At 70.3% G+C, this 19083-nt stretch carries 18 protein-coding genes; 9 read left to right on the plus strand and 9 right to left on the minus strand.

The window, feature by feature from the left end:
* Positions 1-46: 46 nt before the first annotated feature.
* Positions 47-2047 (plus strand): beta-1,3-glucanase family protein, encoded by a 2001-nt coding sequence (locus Asi03nite_RS29505; protein ID WP_203683760.1) that lies wholly within the window; start codon positions 47-49, stop codon positions 2045-2047.
* Positions 2048-2184: 137 nt separating this feature from the next.
* Here the strand turns inward: Asi03nite_RS29505 and Asi03nite_RS29510 are convergent, their stop codons facing one another.
* The 5 genes from Asi03nite_RS29510 to Asi03nite_RS29530 form a co-directional block, all read right to left on the minus strand.
* The gene (locus tag Asi03nite_RS29510; RefSeq protein ID WP_203683761.1) at positions 2185-2751 is read right to left on the minus strand and encodes a hemerythrin domain-containing protein; all 567 of its coding nucleotides are present in this window, start codon (positions 2749-2751) and stop codon (positions 2185-2187) included.
* 124 nt (positions 2752-2875) lie between these two features.
* Positions 2876-3853 carry a SpoIID/LytB domain-containing protein gene (locus tag Asi03nite_RS29515; protein ID WP_203683762.1) on the minus strand — a complete coding sequence of 326 codons (978 nt, stop codon included), beginning with the start codon at positions 3851-3853 and terminating at the stop codon, positions 2876-2878.
* Positions 3854-3858: 5 nt separating this feature from the next.
* Positions 3859-4644, minus strand: coding sequence for a peptidase inhibitor family I36 protein (locus Asi03nite_RS29520; protein ID WP_203683763.1), 786 nt, complete (start codon positions 4642-4644; stop codon positions 3859-3861).
* Between the two features lie 51 nt (positions 4645-4695).
* Complete coding sequence (locus tag Asi03nite_RS29525; RefSeq protein WP_203683764.1) at positions 4696-5538, minus strand: peptidoglycan-binding domain-containing protein; 843 nt, start codon at positions 5536-5538, stop codon at positions 4696-4698.
* A gap of 191 nt (positions 5539-5729) precedes the next feature.
* Positions 5730-6617 carry an NBR1-Ig-like domain-containing protein gene (locus Asi03nite_RS29530; protein ID WP_203683765.1) on the minus strand — a complete coding sequence of 296 codons (888 nt, stop codon included), beginning with the start codon at positions 6615-6617 and terminating at the stop codon, positions 5730-5732.
* Positions 6618-6820: 203 nt separating this feature from the next.
* Here Asi03nite_RS29530 and Asi03nite_RS29535 point away from each other — a divergent pair, with 203 nt between their 5' ends.
* Complete coding sequence (locus Asi03nite_RS29535; RefSeq protein WP_203683766.1) at positions 6821-7255, plus strand: hypothetical protein; 435 nt, start codon at positions 6821-6823, stop codon at positions 7253-7255.
* Entirely contained in the window at positions 7252-9981 is a 2730-nt protein-coding gene (locus Asi03nite_RS29540; protein ID WP_203683767.1) for a M48 family metallopeptidase, read from the plus strand. Before Asi03nite_RS29535 ends, Asi03nite_RS29540 begins: the two co-directional genes overlap by 4 nt.
* Positions 9982-10052: 71 nt before the next feature.
* On the opposite strand, the gene Asi03nite_RS29545 is transcribed toward Asi03nite_RS29540, so the two are convergent.
* A complete protein-coding gene (locus tag Asi03nite_RS29545; RefSeq protein ID WP_203683768.1) occupies positions 10053-10877 on the minus strand; it encodes an alpha/beta fold hydrolase in 825 nt (274 codons plus the stop codon).
* Between the two features lie 563 nt (positions 10878-11440).
* On the opposite strand from Asi03nite_RS29545, the gene Asi03nite_RS29550 reads away from it, so the two are divergent.
* Positions 11441-11857: an SRPBCC family protein gene (locus Asi03nite_RS29550; protein ID WP_203683769.1), complete on the plus strand. Its 417-nt coding sequence runs from the start codon at positions 11441-11443 to the stop codon at positions 11855-11857.
* A gap of 3 nt (positions 11858-11860) precedes the next feature.
* Entirely contained in the window at positions 11861-12292 is a 432-nt protein-coding gene (locus Asi03nite_RS29555) for a MarR family winged helix-turn-helix transcriptional regulator (RefSeq protein WP_203683770.1), read from the plus strand.
* Between the two features lie 154 nt (positions 12293-12446).
* Here the strand turns inward: Asi03nite_RS29555 and Asi03nite_RS29560 are convergent, their stop codons facing one another.
* Complete coding sequence (locus Asi03nite_RS29560) at positions 12447-14309, minus strand: ricin-type beta-trefoil lectin domain protein (protein WP_203683771.1); 1863 nt, start codon at positions 14307-14309, stop codon at positions 12447-12449.
* 694 nt (positions 14310-15003) lie between these two features.
* Between Asi03nite_RS29560 and Asi03nite_RS29565 the strand changes: the two genes are divergently transcribed.
* Both Asi03nite_RS29565 and Asi03nite_RS29570 read left to right on the plus strand, forming a co-directional pair.
* Complete coding sequence (locus tag Asi03nite_RS29565; protein WP_203683772.1) at positions 15004-16197, plus strand: thioester domain-containing protein; 1194 nt, start codon at positions 15004-15006, stop codon at positions 16195-16197.
* A gap of 466 nt (positions 16198-16663) precedes the next feature.
* On the plus strand, positions 16664-17275 hold the full coding sequence (locus tag Asi03nite_RS29570) for a DUF4937 domain-containing protein (protein ID WP_203683773.1): 612 nt from the start codon (positions 16664-16666) through the stop codon (positions 17273-17275).
* A 3-nt stretch (positions 17276-17278) separates the two neighbouring features.
* On the opposite strand, the gene Asi03nite_RS29575 is transcribed toward Asi03nite_RS29570, so the two are convergent.
* Positions 17279-17767 (minus strand): nuclear transport factor 2 family protein, encoded by a 489-nt coding sequence (locus tag Asi03nite_RS29575; RefSeq protein WP_203683774.1) that lies wholly within the window; start codon positions 17765-17767, stop codon positions 17279-17281.
* A 72-nt stretch (positions 17768-17839) separates the two neighbouring features.
* On the opposite strand from Asi03nite_RS29575, the gene Asi03nite_RS29580 reads away from it, so the two are divergent.
* Positions 17840-18379: a TetR/AcrR family transcriptional regulator gene (locus tag Asi03nite_RS29580; protein WP_203683775.1), complete on the plus strand. Its 540-nt coding sequence runs from the start codon at positions 17840-17842 to the stop codon at positions 18377-18379.
* A gap of 155 nt (positions 18380-18534) precedes the next feature.
* Positions 18535-18822, plus strand: a complete 288-nt coding sequence (locus tag Asi03nite_RS29585) for a hypothetical protein (protein WP_203683776.1) — start codon at positions 18535-18537, stop codon at positions 18820-18822.
* Between the two features lie 130 nt (positions 18823-18952).
* Here the strand turns inward: Asi03nite_RS29585 and Asi03nite_RS29590 are convergent.
* On the minus strand, positions 18953-19083 hold a 131-nt coding region (locus Asi03nite_RS29590; protein WP_203683780.1), incomplete at its 5' end, for a cold shock domain-containing protein.

A 19083-nucleotide genomic window follows, 5' to 3' on the forward strand; every position in this document is an offset into this window, starting at 1 on the left:
GATCATCTCAGAGAGCGCTCTCTCGCTCCATCCCCCAGGAGTCCCCATGTCCACCAGAACCAAATTGCTGGGCGCACTCGCTGCGCTCGTCGCGGCGATACCGATCGGCGCGGCGGTCGCCGCGCCCGCCGCCCAGGCCGTCGGACCGAACCTGCTGCCGTTCACCGTCAACAACAGCACCGGGCGCGGCGACGCGGTCTACCTCTACGTCATCGGCGTCAACCTGAACACCGGCAGGCTCGGCTACGTCACCGCCGGCGGCGCCTTCAACGCCTGGCCGGCCGGCTCACTGCCGCCGTCGCCCGCCCCGGACGTCGCCATCGGCGGACCGGGCAACGGCGGCAGCACCATCGTGCAGTTGCCGCGCAACTTCTCCGGCCGGCTGTACATGTCGCTCGGCCAGAAGCTCAAGTTCTTCCTCACCCCGGACGGCCTGGTCCAGCCGGCGCCGTGGGCCTCCGGCGACCCGAACCACGACATCCTGTTCGACTGGAGCGAGTTCACCTACAACGACTCCGGGCTGTGGCTGAACAGCTCGCAGGTGGACATGTTCGCCCTCCCGCACGTGGTCACCGTCTCCGGCAGCGACGGCACCAGGAGCACCGGAGCGGTGGTCGCCAACGGCCGGCAGAACGTGATCGACCAGATCAAGGCGCAGTCCGGCTGGGCCGGCACCGTGGTCACCCGCTCGGACGGGACCGTCCTGCGGGTGCTCTCGCCGGGCAAGGCGGCCGACGTGGGCCTGCTCAGCAGCACCTACCTCGACTCGTACATCAACTCGGCGTGGAACGCCTACACCGGCAGGACGCTCACCGTCGTGCCGTTCGGCGACCAGCCCAACACCAAGTACTTCGGCCGTACGTCCGGCAGCACCATGGTGTTCACGAACAGCTCCGGCGCGCAGGTCGCCTCCTTCAACAAGCCGTCGAGCGCCAACGTCTGGGGCTGCGACGGGAACCTCGCCGCCCCGAACGACCTGGTCGTCGGCCCGATCGCGCGCACCCTGTGCGCGGCGCTGAACCGGGGCACCCTCGGCACCATCGACACCCAGCCCGGCGGCTCCGCGGCCGACTTCTACAAGAGCAACCCCACCAACCAGTACGCGCGGATCATCCACGCGAACATGGCCGACGGGAAGGCGTACGCGTTCGCCTTCGACGACGTGCAGAACCAGGAATCCCTGGTCTACTCGAACAACCCCACCTCGGCCGGGATCACCCTCTCCCCGTTCACCGGCGGAGGGGGCGGCACCGGTGGTGGCGGCGGCGGTGGTTCGACCACCGGGTACGCGGTGACCGCGCCCGGCGGCAAGTGTGTGGACGTCTCCGGCGACAACACCGGGGCGGCCGGCACGGCCGTGCAGCTGTGGGACTGCCAGGCCGGCGCCAAGGACCAGCACTGGACCCTGAGGAACGGCACCCTGCAGACCCTCGGCCGCTGCCTCGACATCGCCGGCAACAGCACCGCCTCCGGCGCCAAGCTCCAGCTCTGGGACTGCAACGGCGCCGGCGGACAGCAGTGGGTCACCCAGGCCGACGGCTCGATCCGCAACCCGCAGTCCGGCAAGTGCGTGGACTCGCCGTCCGGCGCCACCGCCAACGGCACCCAGCTGCAGATCTGGGACTGCAACGGCTCCGGCGCGCAGAAGTTCGCGTACAACAACGGGGCCACCAATCTCGCCGCGCCCGGCGGCAAGTGCGTCGACGTGGCCGGTGACGACATCGGCGGCGACGGCGCCGCGGTCCAGCTGTGGGACTGCCAGCTCACCGCCCGTGACCAGCACTGGGCCTGGACCGGCCAGGCGCTGACCACGCTGGGCCTGTGCCTGGACATCGCCGGCGGCGGGACCGCCAACGGGAGCCAGCTCCAGCTGCACAACTGCACCGGGAACGCGGCGCAGACCTGGGTGGTCAACAGCAACGGCAGCATCAGCAACCCGCAGTCCGGGCGCTGCCTCGACGCGCCGTCGGGCAACACCGCCAACGGCACGCGGCTGCAGATCTGGGACTGCAACGGTTCCGCGGCTCAGAAGTTCGCCAAGGCCTGACCGTTCGAGGGTCCGGCCGCCCGGCACGCCGGGCGGCCGGACCCTCGCGTCCCAGCGGCACGCCCTGCGCGGACGGGGGCGGCGCCGGTTGAGTCTCCGGCGTCCTGTGGTCTAACCGATCGGTCGCCGCCGGATTATCACTCTTTGTCCGCCTTGTGCCAGTCCCGTACGACGTCGCGCATCCGGTCGAAGATCGCCATCGGCGGGCCGGCCACCATCATCGTCTTGGCGCTCTCTCCGCAGCCCGCGTGCGGGCGGGTGGGCGAGAAGGCCTCGGCGGCCCGCACGGCGCCCGCCATGCGGCGCAGCTTCGCCGGGTCGACGTTGCGCCGCAACAGGGGAAACTCCTGCTGCTCCTCGCGCCTGGCGTGGGCGATCACGGTCCGCTCGAACGCGGCGAACATCGCGTCGAAACCGGGCGCGTCGGTGCCGAGCGCGTACAGGTTTGTCAACTCCCGCTTGGCGTCGTTCTCCTCCCGCAGGCACGTGTCGACCACGGCGTCGCCGGCCTCGTACCGGGAAGCCGGGTGCACGATCAACTCTTCCGCGCTCTCGTGCACGGCGAGCAGGCGTACCAACTGGTGGAAGGCCTGTTTCCGGGCGTTGCCGGCAGTGCCGCGGACTTCGGCGAACAGCGCCTCGATCTCCCGGTGCTGGACCAGGAGCAGGTCGATCACGTCCTGTTCCTGCTGTGTCGTAGTCATGACGACCTCCACGCTCTTAATGACAAGATCGTGGGTCGGATACCCGGGCAAATACTCGCATAACCTGGCGAAAAGGCGCGCCGCTCACCACGGTTCGTGATGAGCGACGCGCCGGCGCGTGACGTCAGGAAAGGGCCACGTCGTCGTAGTAGTGGCGGAGGATCGTCTGGTACGTGCTGCCCGCGTTGGCCAGGTCGCGGGAGCCGTACTGCGACATCCAGTCCCCGGCCACCCAGGCGCCGCACGCCGTCGTGGTCGAGCAGTAGTGCGCCTGCAGGATGTTGCCGTTCCGGGTCATCCGGGTCGACCAGGTGCTGTCCACCGCCGAGGACGTCGACGTCTGCGCCGTCGACGGCCGGTAGACCTGGTCGGCGGTGTCGTCACGGACGTCGTAGCACTGTCCGCCGGAGGTCTTCCGGGTCGAGTGCAGCGCCCAGTACCAGGCGTAGCTCCTGACGGCCACCGCCCCGGCCTTCAGCGAGGCGTCCGGCCAGCTCGTCACCCACTCGTTCGGGAGGACGTTCTTGACGTACGTCTTGAAGTCGACCCGGTCGACGCGTCCGAGACCGACCCGGTAGACCAGGATCGTGCTCGGCGGCGTGCTGTTGGTGCCGTCGGTGCTGCAACCCGTCGGCCCGCCGGTGCCGAGCAGCTCGTGCGACGCGTTGTTGTTCTTCAACGTGGCGTTGAGGTTGCCCTTCGCCCCGGGCGCGAAGTCCTGGCTCGTACCGGCGAAGTTGCTGTTGAAGTAGACCCGCACGGTCCTGCTGGTGCGGTTCCACACCGACGCCGCGTTGTTCTTCACGCACACGCCCTGGCCGTTGCCCTCGCCCTTGAACTCGTAGCACGACGGCTGGGTCGCGCCGTAGTCGTCCTGCGAGTCGGTGAAGTCGGAGACCGAGCCTTCCTGGTCGCTGTTGTAGTAGTAGCAGAACTCGCCGCTGTCGCAGCCACCGTCACGGTCGGCGGCGGACGCCGCGCCGGGCGCCACCGTGACGCCGACGAGCGCCGCCACCAGAACGGCCAGCAGACCGGGAAGACTCTTGCGGGCGGTGGTCCGCGGCCGCCGAGCAGAGCCGGACGAGATACCGGGGGTCGGCATGCCGGTCACCAGCCGCTCGGGACGTACGCCCAGCCCAGGTAGTCCGACCGGCTCCGGAACGTGTTGGTCTGGTAGACGGTCGGCCCGGTGCTGATCGCGCTGTTGCCGCCGATGGAGAGCATGACGTGCCCGGCCGACGTGGTGGACGTGAAGAACACCGCCGTTCCGGCCGGCGGCACCGAGCCGGTGTGGATGCGTCCGTTGTCCTTCTGCCACTGGTAGTGCGTGCGGGCCGTGGCGAACCGGCCGCTGGTGCCGAACGCCCGCTCGACGAACAGCTCGCACTCGTTGTTCCAGTCGGTGTGCCCGAGCCGCGCCTTCGCGAACGCGATCGCGTCGGCCGCGCGCGGGTCGGCCGGGAAGCTGGTGCCGCCGCTGCCGGGCCCGACCTCGTGGGAGGCGTTGTTGTTCTTCAGCGTGGCGTTGAGGTTGCCCTTGGCGCCGGCTGCGAAGTCCTGGTACGACCCGCCGAAGTCGCTGTTGTAGTAGACCCGGACCGTCTTGGCCGTGCGGTTCCACACCGACGCTGCGTTGTTCTTCACGCAGACGCCCTGGCCGTTGCCCTCGCCCTTGAACTCGTAGCACGACGGCTGCGTCGTGCCGTAGTCCTCCAGGGAGTCGGTGAAGTCCGAGATGGAGCCCTCTTCGTTGCTGTTGTAGTAGTAGCAGAACTCGCCGCTGTCACAGGCGCCGTCGCGGGACGCCGCCGACGCCGGCGAGGAGAAGCTCACGACGGAGGTGGCCACCGCCAGCGCGGCGCCGGCGACGGCGAGGCTCTTACGGAGGTTCATGGTGTCCTTTCCGGACGTCGAGGGGTGGTTGGTGAATCCGGGCGGCGCGGGTCAGTGCCCGCGCCGGTACTGCTCCCAGGTCTGGATCGGGATCCGGGGCCCGTCGTCCGGGCCGTGGTCGGCCAGGCCGTTCAGGCCGAGGTAGTAGTCGCCGACCTGGTGCTGTGCCTGGCTGGACAGGTCGGTGTCGTTGATCGCCGCGGCGTGGATGTGCCACGGCCAGTCACCCTGGCCGGGATCGCGCAGCCAGGCGGCGAAGCCGACCTGACGCAGCGCCCGGACGGCGGGGGTGCGCTCGGCCGCGGTCAGGTCGGTGACCGAGATGTCCACCACCCCGCCGCCGTCGTGCGTGCCGGCCGAGGTCGGGTCGCCCCCCGGGTTGTACGAGCCCTGGTCGAGCAGCAGGGCGTGACCGAGCAGCCGCTCGGCCTCGGCCAGCATCGCCTGGGTACGGGCGTCGACGACGTACCCGTCCCGCTCGGTCCGCGCGCCCGGGCTGATCGTGTCGCGGACGGTGTAGCGGCCCCGCCCGAGCTGGGTCAGCGAGGTCGTGCCGGGCAGCCCGGTCGCGTCCAGGCCGGTGTAACCGAGCGAACGCTGGTAGGCCGCGTACGCCGAGATGGTCTCGGTGCCGAAGTAGCCGTCCACCCACTGCGCCTGCAGCAGGTCGAGGGCCTGCAGCGCCTGCTCGACGGCGAGCACCGAGCTCTCCGCGCCCGGGGTGAGCGTGTGGTCGGCACGGCGCGGGTCGATCTGGGCCGCCAGGACGGTGGCCTCCATGTGCACGACGGGTCGTGCGGCTGTGGCGCCGGACGTCGCGGCCCACGCATGGGCCGGGACGCCGATGGCCACGCAGAGCACGGCGAGCCCGAAGGCCAACCTGGGACGGCGCATGGCCGGTCCTCCTCGTGGTGGGGAGTCGCGTCGGGAACGGACATCACCCTGCGAGAAGGAGCCTGTTGTTCGGTACCCCGCCGTCCTGTCAGATCCGTCGTACCGTCTCTGACCTGGACGGAGGCGGTGTTGTCAGCTTGCCCGGCGCCGGGACTGACACCCGGCGGCCGCACCCTGACATCCGGGCGGCGTCAGGCGATGACGGTGACCATGAAGTACACCGGCCGGCGGGTGGGAAAGAACGCCTGGCCGTTCTCGTCGACCATCTTCCAGCTGACCCAGCACTTGCCCGGACGGTCCGGCGCGGTGACCGGAACACTGATCATCACCTGCTCGCCGGGGGGCGTGTCGCCGATCACCACCCGGTCCGGCACCCGGCAGCTGTCCTCGTCGCCGGTCGGATCCATCCGCGCCAGGAAACGGTTGTGCCAGGTGACCGACCCGTCGTTCGCGAGCGCCCACACCTTCACGAAGCGGGAGCCGGCCTTCACCTGCGTGCCGTCGGGGATGGTGACGTCGCCGACGAACCGGCTCGAATCCCCGGGAATCAACGCGTCGGAGAACTGTTGCGAGGGCGACGGCGGCGCCGTCACGGCGCCGGAGTCGTCCGGGGACGACAGGCCGCGAACGGCGAGACCCAGGGCGACGACCGTCACCGCCGCCGCGGCCGCGGCCGGCCACCACCACCGGCGCCGCCGGGCGCCGGTCACCTCGTCCTCCACCGTCTGCGGCCGCTCGGTAACGGTCGTCGTGGCGTCCACGATGGTGGGGGTACCGGTCGCGGCCGGCGCGTCGGTGGCGCCGGTCCCCGGACGCTGGACGTCCTCCCACCGGCGCCGCCACTCCGCCTCGTCGGCGTCGCAGGCCAGGACGAACTCGCGCGTGGTCTCCCAGGACGGGAACCTGGTCCCGGCGGCGGCCTCGTGCAGCGTCGTGTGCGAGATCCGGCCCGACCGCCCGGCCATCCTCCGGAACGACGGGTTGCCCACGGCGGCCCGCAGCGCGCGCAACTGGTCGGCGAACTTCTCGGCGACCGTTCCGTCCCGGGTGAACTCGGCCGCGGCGCGCTCGTCTTCCATCCGTCCCCCATGTCAGACGCTGTTGTCAGGCGTTGTCAGGCCGGATAAGAGGGTACCGAACGGGCGTAGCCGGTCATCAATACGATCGCCGGGCGCTACCGGACGTGCCGGACCCGATGCGTCTTCGACTCCGCCAGATCGGGCGAGCGGCGGCTTGCCCGGAACGCCTATCATCGGCGCGAGTCGATCTGGAGGGCGAGCGGGTGGCAGTGCAGGCGGACACCGTTCAGGATCTGGTCACCGAAGCCGGCCGGCGCGCCGTGGCCCGGCTGGCGCCCGACGAGCTCCCCTTCTACGACCGGGTCGCCGAGCAGTGGCGCGAGCGGAGCAGCCCGCCCGGCTCCTCTGTCGGATTCGGCATCGACGCCGCCATGATCTCCGAGGTGGTCCTCCAGGCGATCTCGTCGGCGTTCAGCGAGATCCTGGTGGTCGGCAGCACCGCGGCCGGGGCCGGGCTGCTGCGCTGGGCGCGCCGCCGCAGGAAGCGGGAGGCGCTGCCCGAGCTCACCGAGGAGCACGTCGGCCGGCTGCGCGACGCGTGCGTACGGCAGGCGCTGGCTCTCGATCTGACCCCCGAGCAGGCCGATCAGCTGGCCGACGCGGTCGTCGCCACGATCAGCGACGCCGGCGGCGAGTGACCCGGCCACGCCCGCTGGGCTGGCTCCACCTGCTGCTGGCCGGCGTGCTGCTGGGCATCGCGCTGGTCGCCGGCAACGTGTACTTCTACGGCGACGGCGACGCGGTCACCCGCTACGCCGTGGGCATCACCGTCTGCGAACGCAAGTTCCCGCCGCCGTATGACGACGCCGAGCACGGGTACGCGTACCTGCGCTGTCTCGCCCGGCCCGAGCAGGTCCGGAAGGACATCGTGCTGACGGCGGCGGTCGCCGTCGCCGTCGCCTTCGGCTGTCTCCTGGTGCTGGTTCCGCTGATCGACCGCCTCCGGCTGAGACGACATCGAGGGCGGTACGTGGTCGAGCCGGCGACCGCCCGATTCGGCCAGTTGTGTGAGCGGCACGGACTGACCGGATCGTCACGACCGGGCCTGCTGGTGGCCGGTCCACCGGTGCGACAGGCGTTCACCACCGCCACGCCGGGCCGGCGCCCGCTGATCGTGCTGCCGCTCGCGGTGGCCCTCGCCCATGCCGATCCCGGCCGCTTCGACGTGGTGGTCGAGCACGAGATCGCGCACGTCCGCGCCCGGGACGTCGTCTGGGTGAACGGCCTGCGCGGACTGGCCCTGCTGACCCTGCCGGTGATGGTGGCCGCCACGGCGCCCGGCGTCCTGAACGGGTTCGACAGCCGGCCGGGGGTGGCCGCGGCGCTCCGCGGGCTCGGGATCGCGCTGGCCGTCGTGCCGCTGACCGCGTACCTGCTGCGCCTGCGCGAACGGGAGGCGGACCGCTACGTGGCCGCGGCCGGTCGCGGGGCGGCGCTGAGCCGGCTGTTGGCGCAGGCGCCGCCGGCCGCGCGCCGCCCCGGCCCGCTGAGGCGGGCGCTGGCCCGCCACCCGGCACCGGCCGATCGGCTCGCGGCGCTGTCCCGGCCGGAGGCCTCGGCCGAGGGTGGCTTCGGTCACGCGGCGCTCGTCGGGGCGGTCGCGATGATCACCGCGACCGCCGTGGACGACCTGTTTCTTACCTTTTCCCGCTTCGGAACCGCCTCCGACAGCCGGGTTATCGCGGCGGCCGCCGCGAGCGCCATGCTGAGCGGCGGCCTCGGCCCGTCGCTGCTGCGACGATGCCGGCGGCTGCGCGACGCCGGTCTGCCGCGCCGCTGGTGGCGACCGGCGGCCGGTCTCGCCACCGGCCTCGTCCTCGGCCGCTATCTGCTGCCGACCCGGCCGACCCAGCTGAGCACCACCTTCCTGAACCTGCCCGGCTGGTCCGGCGCCGTGGTCATGGCAGTGCTGCTGGCCGTCTCGGGAGCAGTGCTGGTCTCGGCGGCAGCGCTGCTGGCCGAACCGCTTGCCGGCCTCCGCCATCGGCCGGGGAGCGGCTGGCTGCGGGTCATGTCGTTGCTGGCCCTGGGCGCCACCGGCACCGGGCTGATCTGGACCCTGCCGGTGCTCGACGGCGTGGTCCGGAACGACCTCCGGCTGGCGTCCCTCGCCTGGGGGCTGTCGAACCGTCCCTGGCCGCTGCTGGCCCTGGCCCTGCCGCTCGGCCTGCTGCTCCTGGTGATCGCCGCCGGCCCGGCCGGCGGCGTCCTCGACGCCGCGGCCCGGCGCGCCGTGGCTGCCGGCTCCGCGATCGGCGCCACCGCCGTGGTCGCGCACTCCACAGTCGTCCGGTTCACCACCGACTACGAACGGTGGCTCCAACTCGAACAGGAACGCGCCTGGCTGTGCGCGATCGCCGGCCTCGCGGTGCTGCTCGGCGTCGCGGCCGGGCGCGGCGACGCGTCGCCGGCCCGGGCCCTGACCGGCGGCGCCCTGGTCACGATCGTGGTGTCGGCCGTCCAACTGGGAGCCGAGATCCGGGGCGACCGTCCGGTCCGCTGGTTCCTGGTCCGCCTCACCGTGGGCCTGCCGGTGACCTGGTACTGCGTCGCCGCGCTGCTGCTGACGCCGGTCCTGCTGTGGTGGGCCGGGCGACGCGTCCGGGTACCGGTCCGGCATGCCGCCGCGATCACGGCGGCGATCACGGCGATGGCCGGCGTCGTGATGCTCGGCCCCGGCGTTCCGACCGCCGGGCCGGAGCGCAAGCCGGCCGCCCGGCCCGGTCCGGTCGCCACCGCCACCTCGATCCCGGCCGGCCCGCCGGCCGATCCCGGCCGTCCGCTCACCGAGGCCGACCTGCGGCGGATCGTTGCCGCAGCCGTCCCGGCGCTGCCGTCCTACTGGCGGCTGAAGGCGGTCGAGAACACCGTCGACGAACCGGACGACACCACGCGGATCGTGCCGCCCGAGTGCGGCGACGTCTACCGGCTCGCCTTCCTCGACGACCTCGGCGTACGCCCCGTGCGCCAGTTCCGGGGCAGCTACGGCACCGACGTCACCCACCTGGTGTCCAGCAGCCTCACCATCACGGCGAACACCACGGCCGCGCCGATCCCGGCCGGCGCCGAGGCCGCCGCCATGGCCGGGTGGAAACGCTGCCGGTCCTTCGTGCTCCCCGCGGCGCCGCCCGCCCACGACCTCAAGTTCCGGCTCGTCGACCGCCCGGATCCGGGCTTCGGTACGCAGAGCTGGACCGTCGCCTTCGACCTGAGCTCCGGGCCGGCGCGCGCCACCCAGGTCGTCGTGGTGGTCATCCACGGCCGCAACATGCTGACGTTCCAGATGACCGGCGTCCTGGAGTCGGTGGACGAGGCGCTGCTCACCGAGGCCGTGGCACGTACCGTCGACGCCCTGTCCCATTGACCGGGCCGCCGCGTGGCCGGACCTGATCCACCGGGACGGCCACGCGGCCTGGCCGTCCCGGTGGCGCCGCCTCAGCTGGTGATGAAGGCGAGCAGGTCGGCGTTGATGGTGTCGGCGTTCACCGTGCACATGCCGTGCGACAGGCCCGGGTAGACCTTCAGCGTGCCGTTCTTGAGCAGCTTGATCGACAGCTCGGCGGAGTCCGCGATCGGCACGACCTGGTCGTCGTCGCCGTGCATCACCAGCGTCGGCACGTCGATGGCCGTCAGGTCCTCGGTGAAGTCGGTCTCCGAGAACGCCTTCACACCCTCGTAGTGGGCCAGCGCGCTGCCGGTCATGCCCTGCCGCCACCAGTTCTGGATGACACCCTGGGAGGCCTGGGCGCCGGGGCGGTTGAAGCCGTAGAACGGCCCGGAGGCGACGTCGAGGTAGAACTGGGAGCGGTTGGTGGCCACGCCCTCGCGGAAGCCGTCGAAGACCTCGATCGGCAGGCCGCCCGGGTTCGACTCGGTCTGCAGCATCAGCGGCGGGACCGCGCCGATCAGCACGGCCTTGGCCACCCGGCCGGCGCCGTGCCGGGCCACGTAACGAGCCACCTCGCCGCCACCTGTCGAGTGACCCACGTGCACCACGTCACGCAGATCCAGATGCGCCACCACAGCCGCGGCGTCGGCCGCGTAGTGATCCATGTCGTGCCCACCGCCGACCTGCGCCGAACGGCCGTGCCCACGACGGTCGTGCGCGATCACCCGAAAACCCTGCCGCACGAAGAACAGCAGCTGCGCGTCCCAGTCGTCCGAGCTCAACGGCCAACCATGATGGAACATGATCGGCTGCCCCGAGCCCCAGTCCTTGTAGAAGATCTCTACACCGTCACCGGTGGTGACAAAAGGCATGGGTGACATCCTCTCGTAGTCGCCGCTCAGGCCGCGGCGATCCAACTACCTCAATAGCGTGCCGGACGCTACCGGTCCATAGCCTTCGTCAGCTGACTGACTTTCCCGCCGGTCGCTGACGTACGGCGCACGATGTTCCGTCTCCCGGCCACGCGAGCCGGCCGTCGCCTTCCAGCGCGCGGCGGCCTCCTCCGGCCGGATTGCTGATCTGCCGTCAGCGCGTCCCGGAGAGCCGCGTGTGAGGGGACGCCGAGCTCCGGGAACGCCCGGTACAGACGTGTATTCGGCGCCGCGTCCAAGCGGATCCGCCAGCCGAGTATTTCACGCGTAGTTGTCGCCGAGGCGCCCGCAACCAGCACGAACAGGAGATGAAATGACCGCGAACAGAGCGCCGTCGCTGGTTGTCACCACCCAGCGGAATGCTGCTCCACGATGACGCGCCGACTCTCCATCGGGAAGTACGCACTTCGGAGTGCGTTGCACACCTCCGACACGCGACTCGGGTTGACAGATAGTCTTCGCATAGATAATCTTCGCGCATCCTAACCGAGCAGGGAGCGATCATGTGGGACTACCAGCACAGCGTCGAGACGACCGCGACGCCCGAGGTCCTCTGGCATCACTGGTCGTCCGTGGCGCAGTGGCCGCAGTGGAACGTGGGCATCGAGAAGATCGAGATTGAGGGTCCGTTCGCGGCCGGCACGATGTTCACCATGACCCCGCCCGGGGACGACCCGCTGCGGATGCGGCTGACCGAGGTCGTGCCGGGGAAGCTGTTCACCGACGAGTTGGACGCGGGAGACTTCGTCGTCCGTACGGTGCACTCGCTGGAACCGGCGGCGTCCGGGAAGACCCGGGTGGTCTACCGAACCGAGATCAGCGGCCCCGCCGCCGACCAGGTCGGGCCGCAACTCGGCCCGGCGATCACCGCCGACTTCCCCGATGTCCTCGCCGCTCTGGTCCGGCTGGCGGAAAGCTGAACCATGGCACTCGACCCGAACGACAGTCCCGGCTTCCTGATGTGGCACGTCACGCTGCGTTGGCAGCGCGACATCGCCGCGGCGCTGGCCCCGCTGGACCTGACCCACGTGCAGTTCGTGTTGCTGGCCACCACGTGGTGGCTGAACTCCAACGGTGAGCCGCCCAACCAGCTCAGCGTGGCCAGGCAGGCCGGCACCGACGTGAAGATGACCTCCCAGGTGCTCCGCAAGCTGGAGGCCAAGTCACTGATCCAGCGTGCGGTCGACACGGCCGACACCAGGGCCAGACGTCTGCGGGTGACCGAGCGCGGGGCGGAGGTCGCCCGACAGGCCATCGCCGCCGTGGAGGCCACCGATGCCGCGTTCTTCCGATCCATTCCGGACCCGGGCGCGCTGCTGGCGATGCTGCGCCCGCTCGCCGGCCACATCGGCTGACGGCAACGCCGCTGGAGTCCGGTCGGCTGCCGGCGGGTCCGACCCCGGCGCGGACGTCGATGCTGACCAGCGCGGCGGCCACCGGCGCCGACACCGATCGGGGTACGTCCGGCGCCGCCCTGCCGGGTCAGGGTCGGGCGGCGCCGGAACGGGATTACGGAAGGGTCCAGCGCTGGTTGTCGCCGGCGAAGCAGTCCCAGATCTGCAACTTCGTGCCGTCGGCCGAGGACGGGCCGGTGGCGTCCAGGCACTTGCCCAGGGAGCGCAGCGTGCCGTCGGTGCCCGCGGTCCACTGCTGGGCAGCGGTGCCGTTGCAGTCGTAGATTCCGACCTTGGTGCCGTTGGTGCTGGAGGCGGCGTTCACGTCCAGGCACTTGCCCAAAGCGCGGACCGTGCCGTCCGAGCCGACCGTCCAGGTCTGCGCCGACGAGCCGTTGCAGGTGTAGAGCTGCACCTGGGTGCCGTTGGCCGAGGAGGCGCCCGGGACGTCGACGCACTTGCCGCCGATGCCGGTGATCTGGCCCGAGCGCGACGGGCTCGCGCCCGCGTCGCCCGCGCCGGCCCACACGTAGGTGCCGGTGGTCTTCGCCGGCAGGGTGCTGCTGAACTGTCGGCCACCGGCGCGCAGCGTGAAGGCCTGGTTCGACGCGGTCTGGTTGACCACGACCGTCACCAGGGAGTTGTCCGGGTTCACGAAGGCGACATTGGTGACCGTGCCGGTCGAGCCGTAGCCCGTGGCCACCCGCTTCGCGCCGGGCCGCACGAACTTCGAGAACTGGGCGATCATGTTGTAGTCCGGGGTCTTCCAGAACGTGTCCGGGTTCGACGAGCTCTGCACCAGCATCGTCGGGTCGGGCGAGCCGCTCCAGCGCTCCGGCGAGCGGTTCTGGTCGAGCATCGAGACCCAGCCCTCGTAGAGGGTGGACTGGTTGCGGAAGTACTGCACGACCCGGTCGGCGCCCGAGGTGCCCCACACCGAGCGCTCGGTCATCAGCACGTCCTTGTCGGGGAACTGCGCCTTGACGGTCGCCATCGCGGACGGGTCGCCGGCGTAATCGTGGAAGGCGATCCCGTCGACCGAGGAGCGCGCGTCGTTGGTCAGGACGCCCTGCGCGTACGAGACGCCTTCGCTGAAGTTGTGGTCGAAAGCCCAGATCCTGGTGCCGCCGAGCCCGTTGTTCGTCAGCTCGGAGCGCAGCGCGATCGCGAGGCGCCGTTCCTGGTCGGCGGTGACCCGCATGCCCGGGTAGTCGGCGGGCTCGAACAACGGCTCGTTCTGCAGGGTCAGGCCGTAGATCGGGACACCCTGCGCGGCGTACGCCTGGATCGCCTTGCGGTAGTAGGTCGCCAGCGTGGGGATGTACTGGTCGAGCAGGCTGCCGGTGATGATCGCGTTGCTGCTCTTCATCCAGGGCGGCGCCGACCACGCGCTCGCGAAGATCTTCAGATTCGGATTGATCGCGAGTGCCTCGCGTACCGTCGAAATGATCTTGTAGTCGATGTCCCGCTGGATCGAGAAGCGCGACAGCGACGGGTCGGCCGGGCCGTCGTCGTAGGTGTAGAAATCGTGCGAGGTGAAGTCGCTGGTGCCGAACGTGATCCGGGCGACGTTGAAGCCCGCCCCGGAACTCGGGTCGACCAGCGCGCGCAGGGCGCTCGTGCGGCCGGTCGCGCTCATCCGCGCCAGGTTGAAGATCGTCGACTCCTCCAGCGAGGATCCGACGCCGAGCACGGTCTGGAACTTCTGATTCGTGTCGACCGAGATCGTGGCGCTGCCGCCGGCCGCGGTGGTGGCGATGTCGGCCTGCTTGCTGAGCTGGTACGGGGTGCCGGCCAGGCCGGTGGCGGGGCTGGTGTACCAGTTGGCGTTCTTCGGCTCGTAGCCCGCGGTGCGCGACTCGGAGCTGAACCACGCCTGCACACTGGCGGCGGGGGCCGCCTGGGCCGATTGCGGGACGAGGAGTCCTGTGGTGGCGAGCAGGCCCGCCAACAGGCCGGCGAAACGGGGACGGGTCATTCGGCGGCGACCTCTCGACTAAGTCCAATCGTAAGGAAACTTGCCGGAAATCCTCCCGACCTGATCGAACCGAGTCAATGACCCGGGCTCTCGCCACCGGCCCCGGAGGCAGAAAACCCTGAAACACCGCAGCCACCGGCGGCACGGCAGCCAACTGGCCACCGCGCCGGATCAGCCGACCGCCGAGTTCTCTCCGCCGACGCCGGCCGTGGCGGCATACCGGCGGCCCGGACCACCGGATCCGGAACCCGCCCGCCATCGGCGTCGATACCGCGGTCCGAAATCACCGAGGCGGACTGGCGTCCATTGTGGCGGGGCCGAAATTTCCGATAGCCGGTCGAGTTCCGTATCCGGCACCAGACCCAATGTCGCATACCCGGCCACCTGGCATACCGGCGTGCAGCACGGTCCGCAATGGCTTCAATCCGCCACTGAAAGTTGCGGCAGAGGCTCGCGGTCGACCGGCGCGGCCTCCACATTTTGCGGCCCACCCGCGCCGGACCTCCAACTTTCGCATCGCGTAGCAAGTCCGCCACGCATTGTGGATGACCGTTCCCGGACGTGACAATCGATCGATTTCTCACGCATAATGCCGCTGCGCCTTATGCATGCGGAGCGTTCGACACAGGGGAATCGACGGTCTCCGCGCTAAGGACGACAGACGTAAACCCTGGGGAAGAGGTACGGGTTCCAAATGTTCGAACAAAGAGGACGGCGGTGGGCGCAGGCGGCCCTGGCCGCCGCGGTCGGTGGACTCGCGCTGCTCGGCTTCGCATCTCCCGCCGCCGCTGACACGCCGGTCACCGGCGTTCCCGGTAGCGCGAGCTTCAGCGGAGTCACCCTGCTGCTGGACGCCAAGCGCCAGTCCGTCGGCGGTCTCACGCTGACGCTGCAGGGGCAGGCCGCCGTGCCGGTCTACTGCATCGACTTCCACACCCCGGTCGCCACCAAGGAGCAGTACACCGAGGGCAGCTGGGGCGAGTCGGAGGTCAAGAACCTCGGCAAGGTGCAGTGGGTGCTGTCGCACGGCTACCCGAACGCCGACGCCACCGGCCTGCTCACCGCGGCCGGTGCCGCTTCGGCAGGCCTGAACGAGGGCAACCGCGACCGGCTGCTCTACTTCGGCACGCAGACCGCGGTCTGGCACTTCAGCGATGGCGTCGACCTGGGCGCATGGCAGGCCGACCAGCGGCTGACCACCGAGTCCGAGTACGCGGTCATCAAGAAGGTCTACGACTACCTGACCGCCAACGCGGTCGCGCAGCCCGAGCCGACCGCCGAGCTGTCGATCACCCCGGGCACCGCCAGCGCGAGCGTCGGCGAGAAGGCCGGGCCGTTCACGGTCAAGGGCCCGGCGGGCGAGATCGCGCTGACCGTCACCGGCGGCCAGGCGGTCGACGCGGCGGGCAAGCCGCTCACCAGCACCACCAACGGCGCGCAGTTCTGGCTGACCGCCGGCCAGGAGGGCAAGGTCACCGCCAAGGTCACCGCGGAGAACTCGGTCTCGTTCGGCCGGGTCTTCCTCTACAGCGGCGGCAAGGACAAGCACCAGAAGCTGATCCTGGGTACCAGCGTGGGCAAGACGGTGACCGGCGCCGCCGAGGCGACCTTCACCCCGGCGCCGGTGCAGACCACCTCCGCGCCGGCTCCCGGCACCAGTTCCCCCACTCCGGCTCCCACCGCCAGCGCCTCTCCGGCGTCGCCCGCCGTGCCGGGTGAGAGCACGGGCTCGGCGTCGCCGTCGCCGACCCTCGTGAACGCCAGCGAGAACCTGCCGGTGACCGGATCGGCGACCGCCACCGTCATCGGTGCCGGTGTGCTGCTGCTCATCGCCGGCGCCGGCGCGGTGCTCGTCTTCCGCCGCCGGCGGGTGCGCTTCACCAGCTGATTCGCGTACGCCGGGTGGGTCCGCCCGTTCCAGTGGAGCGGGTCCACCCGACGGCTCGGACGCGACAGATTCTCCTGAACGCTTCAGCCGTCTCCTCCTATGCCGGCCGTGAGCCCCCTTGCGGGTTCACGGCCGGCATTTCTCGTTACGCCCGCGGTGCCGGAGGGGCCCGTCGCGACAGCGGTGAATTGGCGACGACCAGGACGATGCCGGGGTCAACAGCACCGCCCCGACCGGCAGGCCCGGTCAGGGCCCGATTCATCCCGAGGCGTTGCGCATGTGCGGTGGGGTCGCCGTGAGGCGCCGGTGCGCCGGCCAACGCTACGCGGCTGGTTCCCGACGAGGACGAAGCGCGCGGGGCTTCCCCAGCGCAACCGGATCCACACGAACTGCCCAGATCTGCCGTTGGTGCCAACGCCGATCAGCGGCAGATCCGGATGGCGATCAGCTCGACTAAGATCTATTCGTGCTGATCAAATGGATCAGGTGTTGGACAACGGACCGTGCGGCGTTCGACTTCGGCCAGCGCGCTTGGACCCAACTGGCCGGCGTTCCGGGGTTCCTGGGTCAAGGTGGCGGTTGGAGCAGGAAGGCGCCGGGCGTGGCGCAGATCTTCGGATTCTGGAGCGACCCGCCCGCCTACCGAGCATTCATGGATTGCGCTCACGATCGCATCGCCGCCGCTCAGACGGGCACCTACGACGACTTGCGGGTACGCGTTCTCGAGCAGAGGCGCGGCATCGCCGCCGGCCTCCCCGCCGGCCTCGACGGTTCCTCGTTGCTGCGGCTGGCGCACTGCCAAGTGCGGGAGCGCCGTCGTGACCACTTCATCCGAGCTCAGGTCGAGGTGTGGAATCCCGGCATGGCGGCGTCCCGCGGTATGCGGGGCAGCATCTTCGCCGAAAGCGCCGAGGCGGATTTCCTCGTCCTGTCCGCATGGAACACGGCCGAGGATCATCAGCTTTACCTCGATGAACGCTTTGAGCGGTTGCATGCGGCGGCAGAGGCGGATGCCGATCTCGACGCCGTCACGGGGGACGTGGTCGACCTCGAGCCGGGCTGGACCGTGCTTGGCTGATCGTCACGCGCCCGACCGGTCCGGCGATCCGCCGGTGGTCAGCGCGGCGGCCAAGGCTGGCAAGCGGCCGAACGCGCGGGCACCGGCCACGTGGTCGACGTAATCGCGGGACTCGACGATCTCGCCGTCGCGGACCCGCACCACGAAGATGCAAGGCACCGTGAAGGCGCGGCCGTCGATCACGCCGGCGTACCGGAATTCGAAGATCACGACCTCGGGATCGGCGGTCGGGTGCACGCGGTCCTCGACGACGTCGTAGCGCTGAACCCCGGTGGGACCGGCGCCGGCGGAAAAGTGTTCGCGCAACGCGGTCCGACTGCGCAGCGGGGTGTCGCCGAGCGGGTTCATCGGGTGTCGTACGTCGGTGCGCTCGGCGTAGCAGGCGGCCAGTTCGTCGAGCTGAGCCGCTTCTTCAGCCGGGGTAAGGCCGCCACGCATGAGGCGACAGACCCCAGCGGCTACGGCGCGGACGGTTTCTTCGGGCGTGCGCATTGTCTCTGCCCTTCAACGAAGTCTGGACTCCGTTTAGCGTAACGAAGTCGAGACTTCGGTTAAAGTCCTCACATGCGCCAGGATGCACAAGAGAACCGTGAGCGCATCCTCGCCGCCGCTGGTCACGTCTTCGGCGCGCGCGGCGAAGCCGGTTCGACCGAAGAGGTGGCGCGGCTGGCCGGCGTCGGCATCGCCACCGTGTTCCGGCACTTCCCGACGAAGGAGAAGCTGGTCGAGGCCGCGTTGGTGCGGCACTTCGTCGGCCTGCTCGACCGTGCCCGGGCCTCGGCCGCCGCACCCGACCCGGGCATGGCACTGTCCGCGCTGATCCGCGAAATGATTCAACGAGGCGCCAGCAAGCTCACGCTGGCCTCGATGCTGGGCGACGATGCACCACCGGCCGTCGTCGCTGTGTCGAACGAGCTCAAGTCGACGGTCGACACGGCGTTGCGCCGCGCCCAGGCAGCCGGCAGCGTCCGGCAGGACGTCGGTGTCGAGGAGCTCTACCTGCTGATCCGCGGCCTCGCCCAGACCACCGCGGCGACGCCGGTTCCGGCAGCGGTGCTCGATCGCGCCGTCGAGGTCATTCTGGCCGGCTTCGCCACCCGATGACCTTCGTCCAACCGAGCTGTTCGGAGACCTCGCGGACACCCACCGGCAGCAGAAGGGATTGCGCCCGAAGGGACTCATCGCACCCAGCGCCTGGCCTGGGCCGTAGCGGTACGGCGGAGGTCTGGCACCGTTTCGACCCTCGGACGGAGCGTCAGATGGCGGTCAAGGTGCTGCATCCGGCCGGTTCGGCCGGTACATCGCTTCCAGCGCGGTTCAATCGAAAGGCCCGTACCGTGGCGGGTCTGTCGCACCCGAACATCGTGGCTGTGCACGACGTCGGCACCGCCGACACCGAGACTAAAATGTCGGACAAGGGCCGAGGCAAGGACGACGACGAGAAGAATGACGAGGCGTCCACCGATGCCCCGGTGGCGGGTTCCGTCGTCAAGGAGTTGGAACTGAGCCGTAAGACCGGCGCGGTGCAGGAAATCAAGCTCGCCTGAGCCGGCGCGGCCGGTGATCCACGCGGAGGAAGTCTAGCTCAGGCAGTGAATCACCCCGGCGGCTCGTTCTCCGGAAATGCCAAACGGCGGCCCGCTGAACCAGTCGGACCGCCGTACGCAAGGAGTGGGATCAGAGCGGGCGGATGTTCTCCGCCTGCGGGCCCTTCTGGCCCTGGGTGATGTCGAACTCCACCTTCTGGTTCTCGTCGAGGCTGCGGAAGCCGCTCGAGGAGATCGCGGAGAAGTGGGCGAAGACGTCGG

The sequence above is a fragment of the Actinoplanes siamensis genome (assembly GCF_016862395.1).
GTDB lineage: Bacteria > Actinomycetota > Actinomycetes > Mycobacteriales > Micromonosporaceae > Actinoplanes > Actinoplanes siamensis.

What these genes read in the sequence shown, in the direction of transcription:
- Asi03nite_RS29525 (WP_203683764.1), bottom strand. Translation starts at nt 5,538, where the DNA reads ATGCGCCGTCCCAGGTTGGCCTTCGGGCTCGCCGTGCTCTGCGTGGCC.
- Asi03nite_RS29575 (WP_203683774.1), bottom strand. Translation starts at nt 17,767, where the DNA reads ATGCGCACGCCCGAAGAAACCGTCCGCGCCGTAGCCGCTGGGGTCTGT.
- Asi03nite_RS29545 (WP_203683768.1), bottom strand. Translation starts at nt 10,877, where the DNA reads ATGCCTTTTGTCACCACCGGTGACGGTGTAGAGATCTTCTACAAGGAC.
- Asi03nite_RS29580 (WP_203683775.1), top strand. Translation starts at nt 17,840, where the DNA reads ATGCGCCAGGATGCACAAGAGAACCGTGAGCGCATCCTCGCCGCCGCT.
- Asi03nite_RS29565 (WP_203683772.1), top strand. Translation starts at nt 15,004, where the DNA reads ATGTTCGAACAAAGAGGACGGCGGTGGGCGCAGGCGGCCCTGGCCGCC.
- Asi03nite_RS29550 (WP_203683769.1), top strand. Translation starts at nt 11,441, where the DNA reads ATGTGGGACTACCAGCACAGCGTCGAGACGACCGCGACGCCCGAGGTC.
- Asi03nite_RS29560 (WP_203683771.1), bottom strand. Translation starts at nt 14,309, where the DNA reads ATGACCCGTCCCCGTTTCGCCGGCCTGTTGGCGGGCCTGCTCGCCACC.
- Asi03nite_RS29530 (WP_203683765.1), bottom strand. Translation starts at nt 6,617, where the DNA reads ATGGAAGACGAGCGCGCCGCGGCCGAGTTCACCCGGGACGGAACGGTC.
- Asi03nite_RS29520 (WP_203683763.1), bottom strand. Translation starts at nt 4,644, where the DNA reads ATGAACCTCCGTAAGAGCCTCGCCGTCGCCGGCGCCGCGCTGGCGGTG.
- Asi03nite_RS29555 (WP_203683770.1), top strand. Translation starts at nt 11,861, where the DNA reads ATGGCACTCGACCCGAACGACAGTCCCGGCTTCCTGATGTGGCACGTC.
- Asi03nite_RS29515 (WP_203683762.1), bottom strand. Translation starts at nt 3,853, where the DNA reads ATGCCGACCCCCGGTATCTCGTCCGGCTCTGCTCGGCGGCCGCGGACC.
- Asi03nite_RS29585 (WP_203683776.1), top strand. Translation starts at nt 18,535, where the DNA reads ATGGCGGTCAAGGTGCTGCATCCGGCCGGTTCGGCCGGTACATCGCTT.
- Asi03nite_RS29510 (WP_203683761.1), bottom strand. Translation starts at nt 2,751, where the DNA reads ATGACTACGACACAGCAGGAACAGGACGTGATCGACCTGCTCCTGGTC.
- Asi03nite_RS29505 (WP_203683760.1), top strand. Translation starts at nt 47, where the DNA reads ATGTCCACCAGAACCAAATTGCTGGGCGCACTCGCTGCGCTCGTCGCG.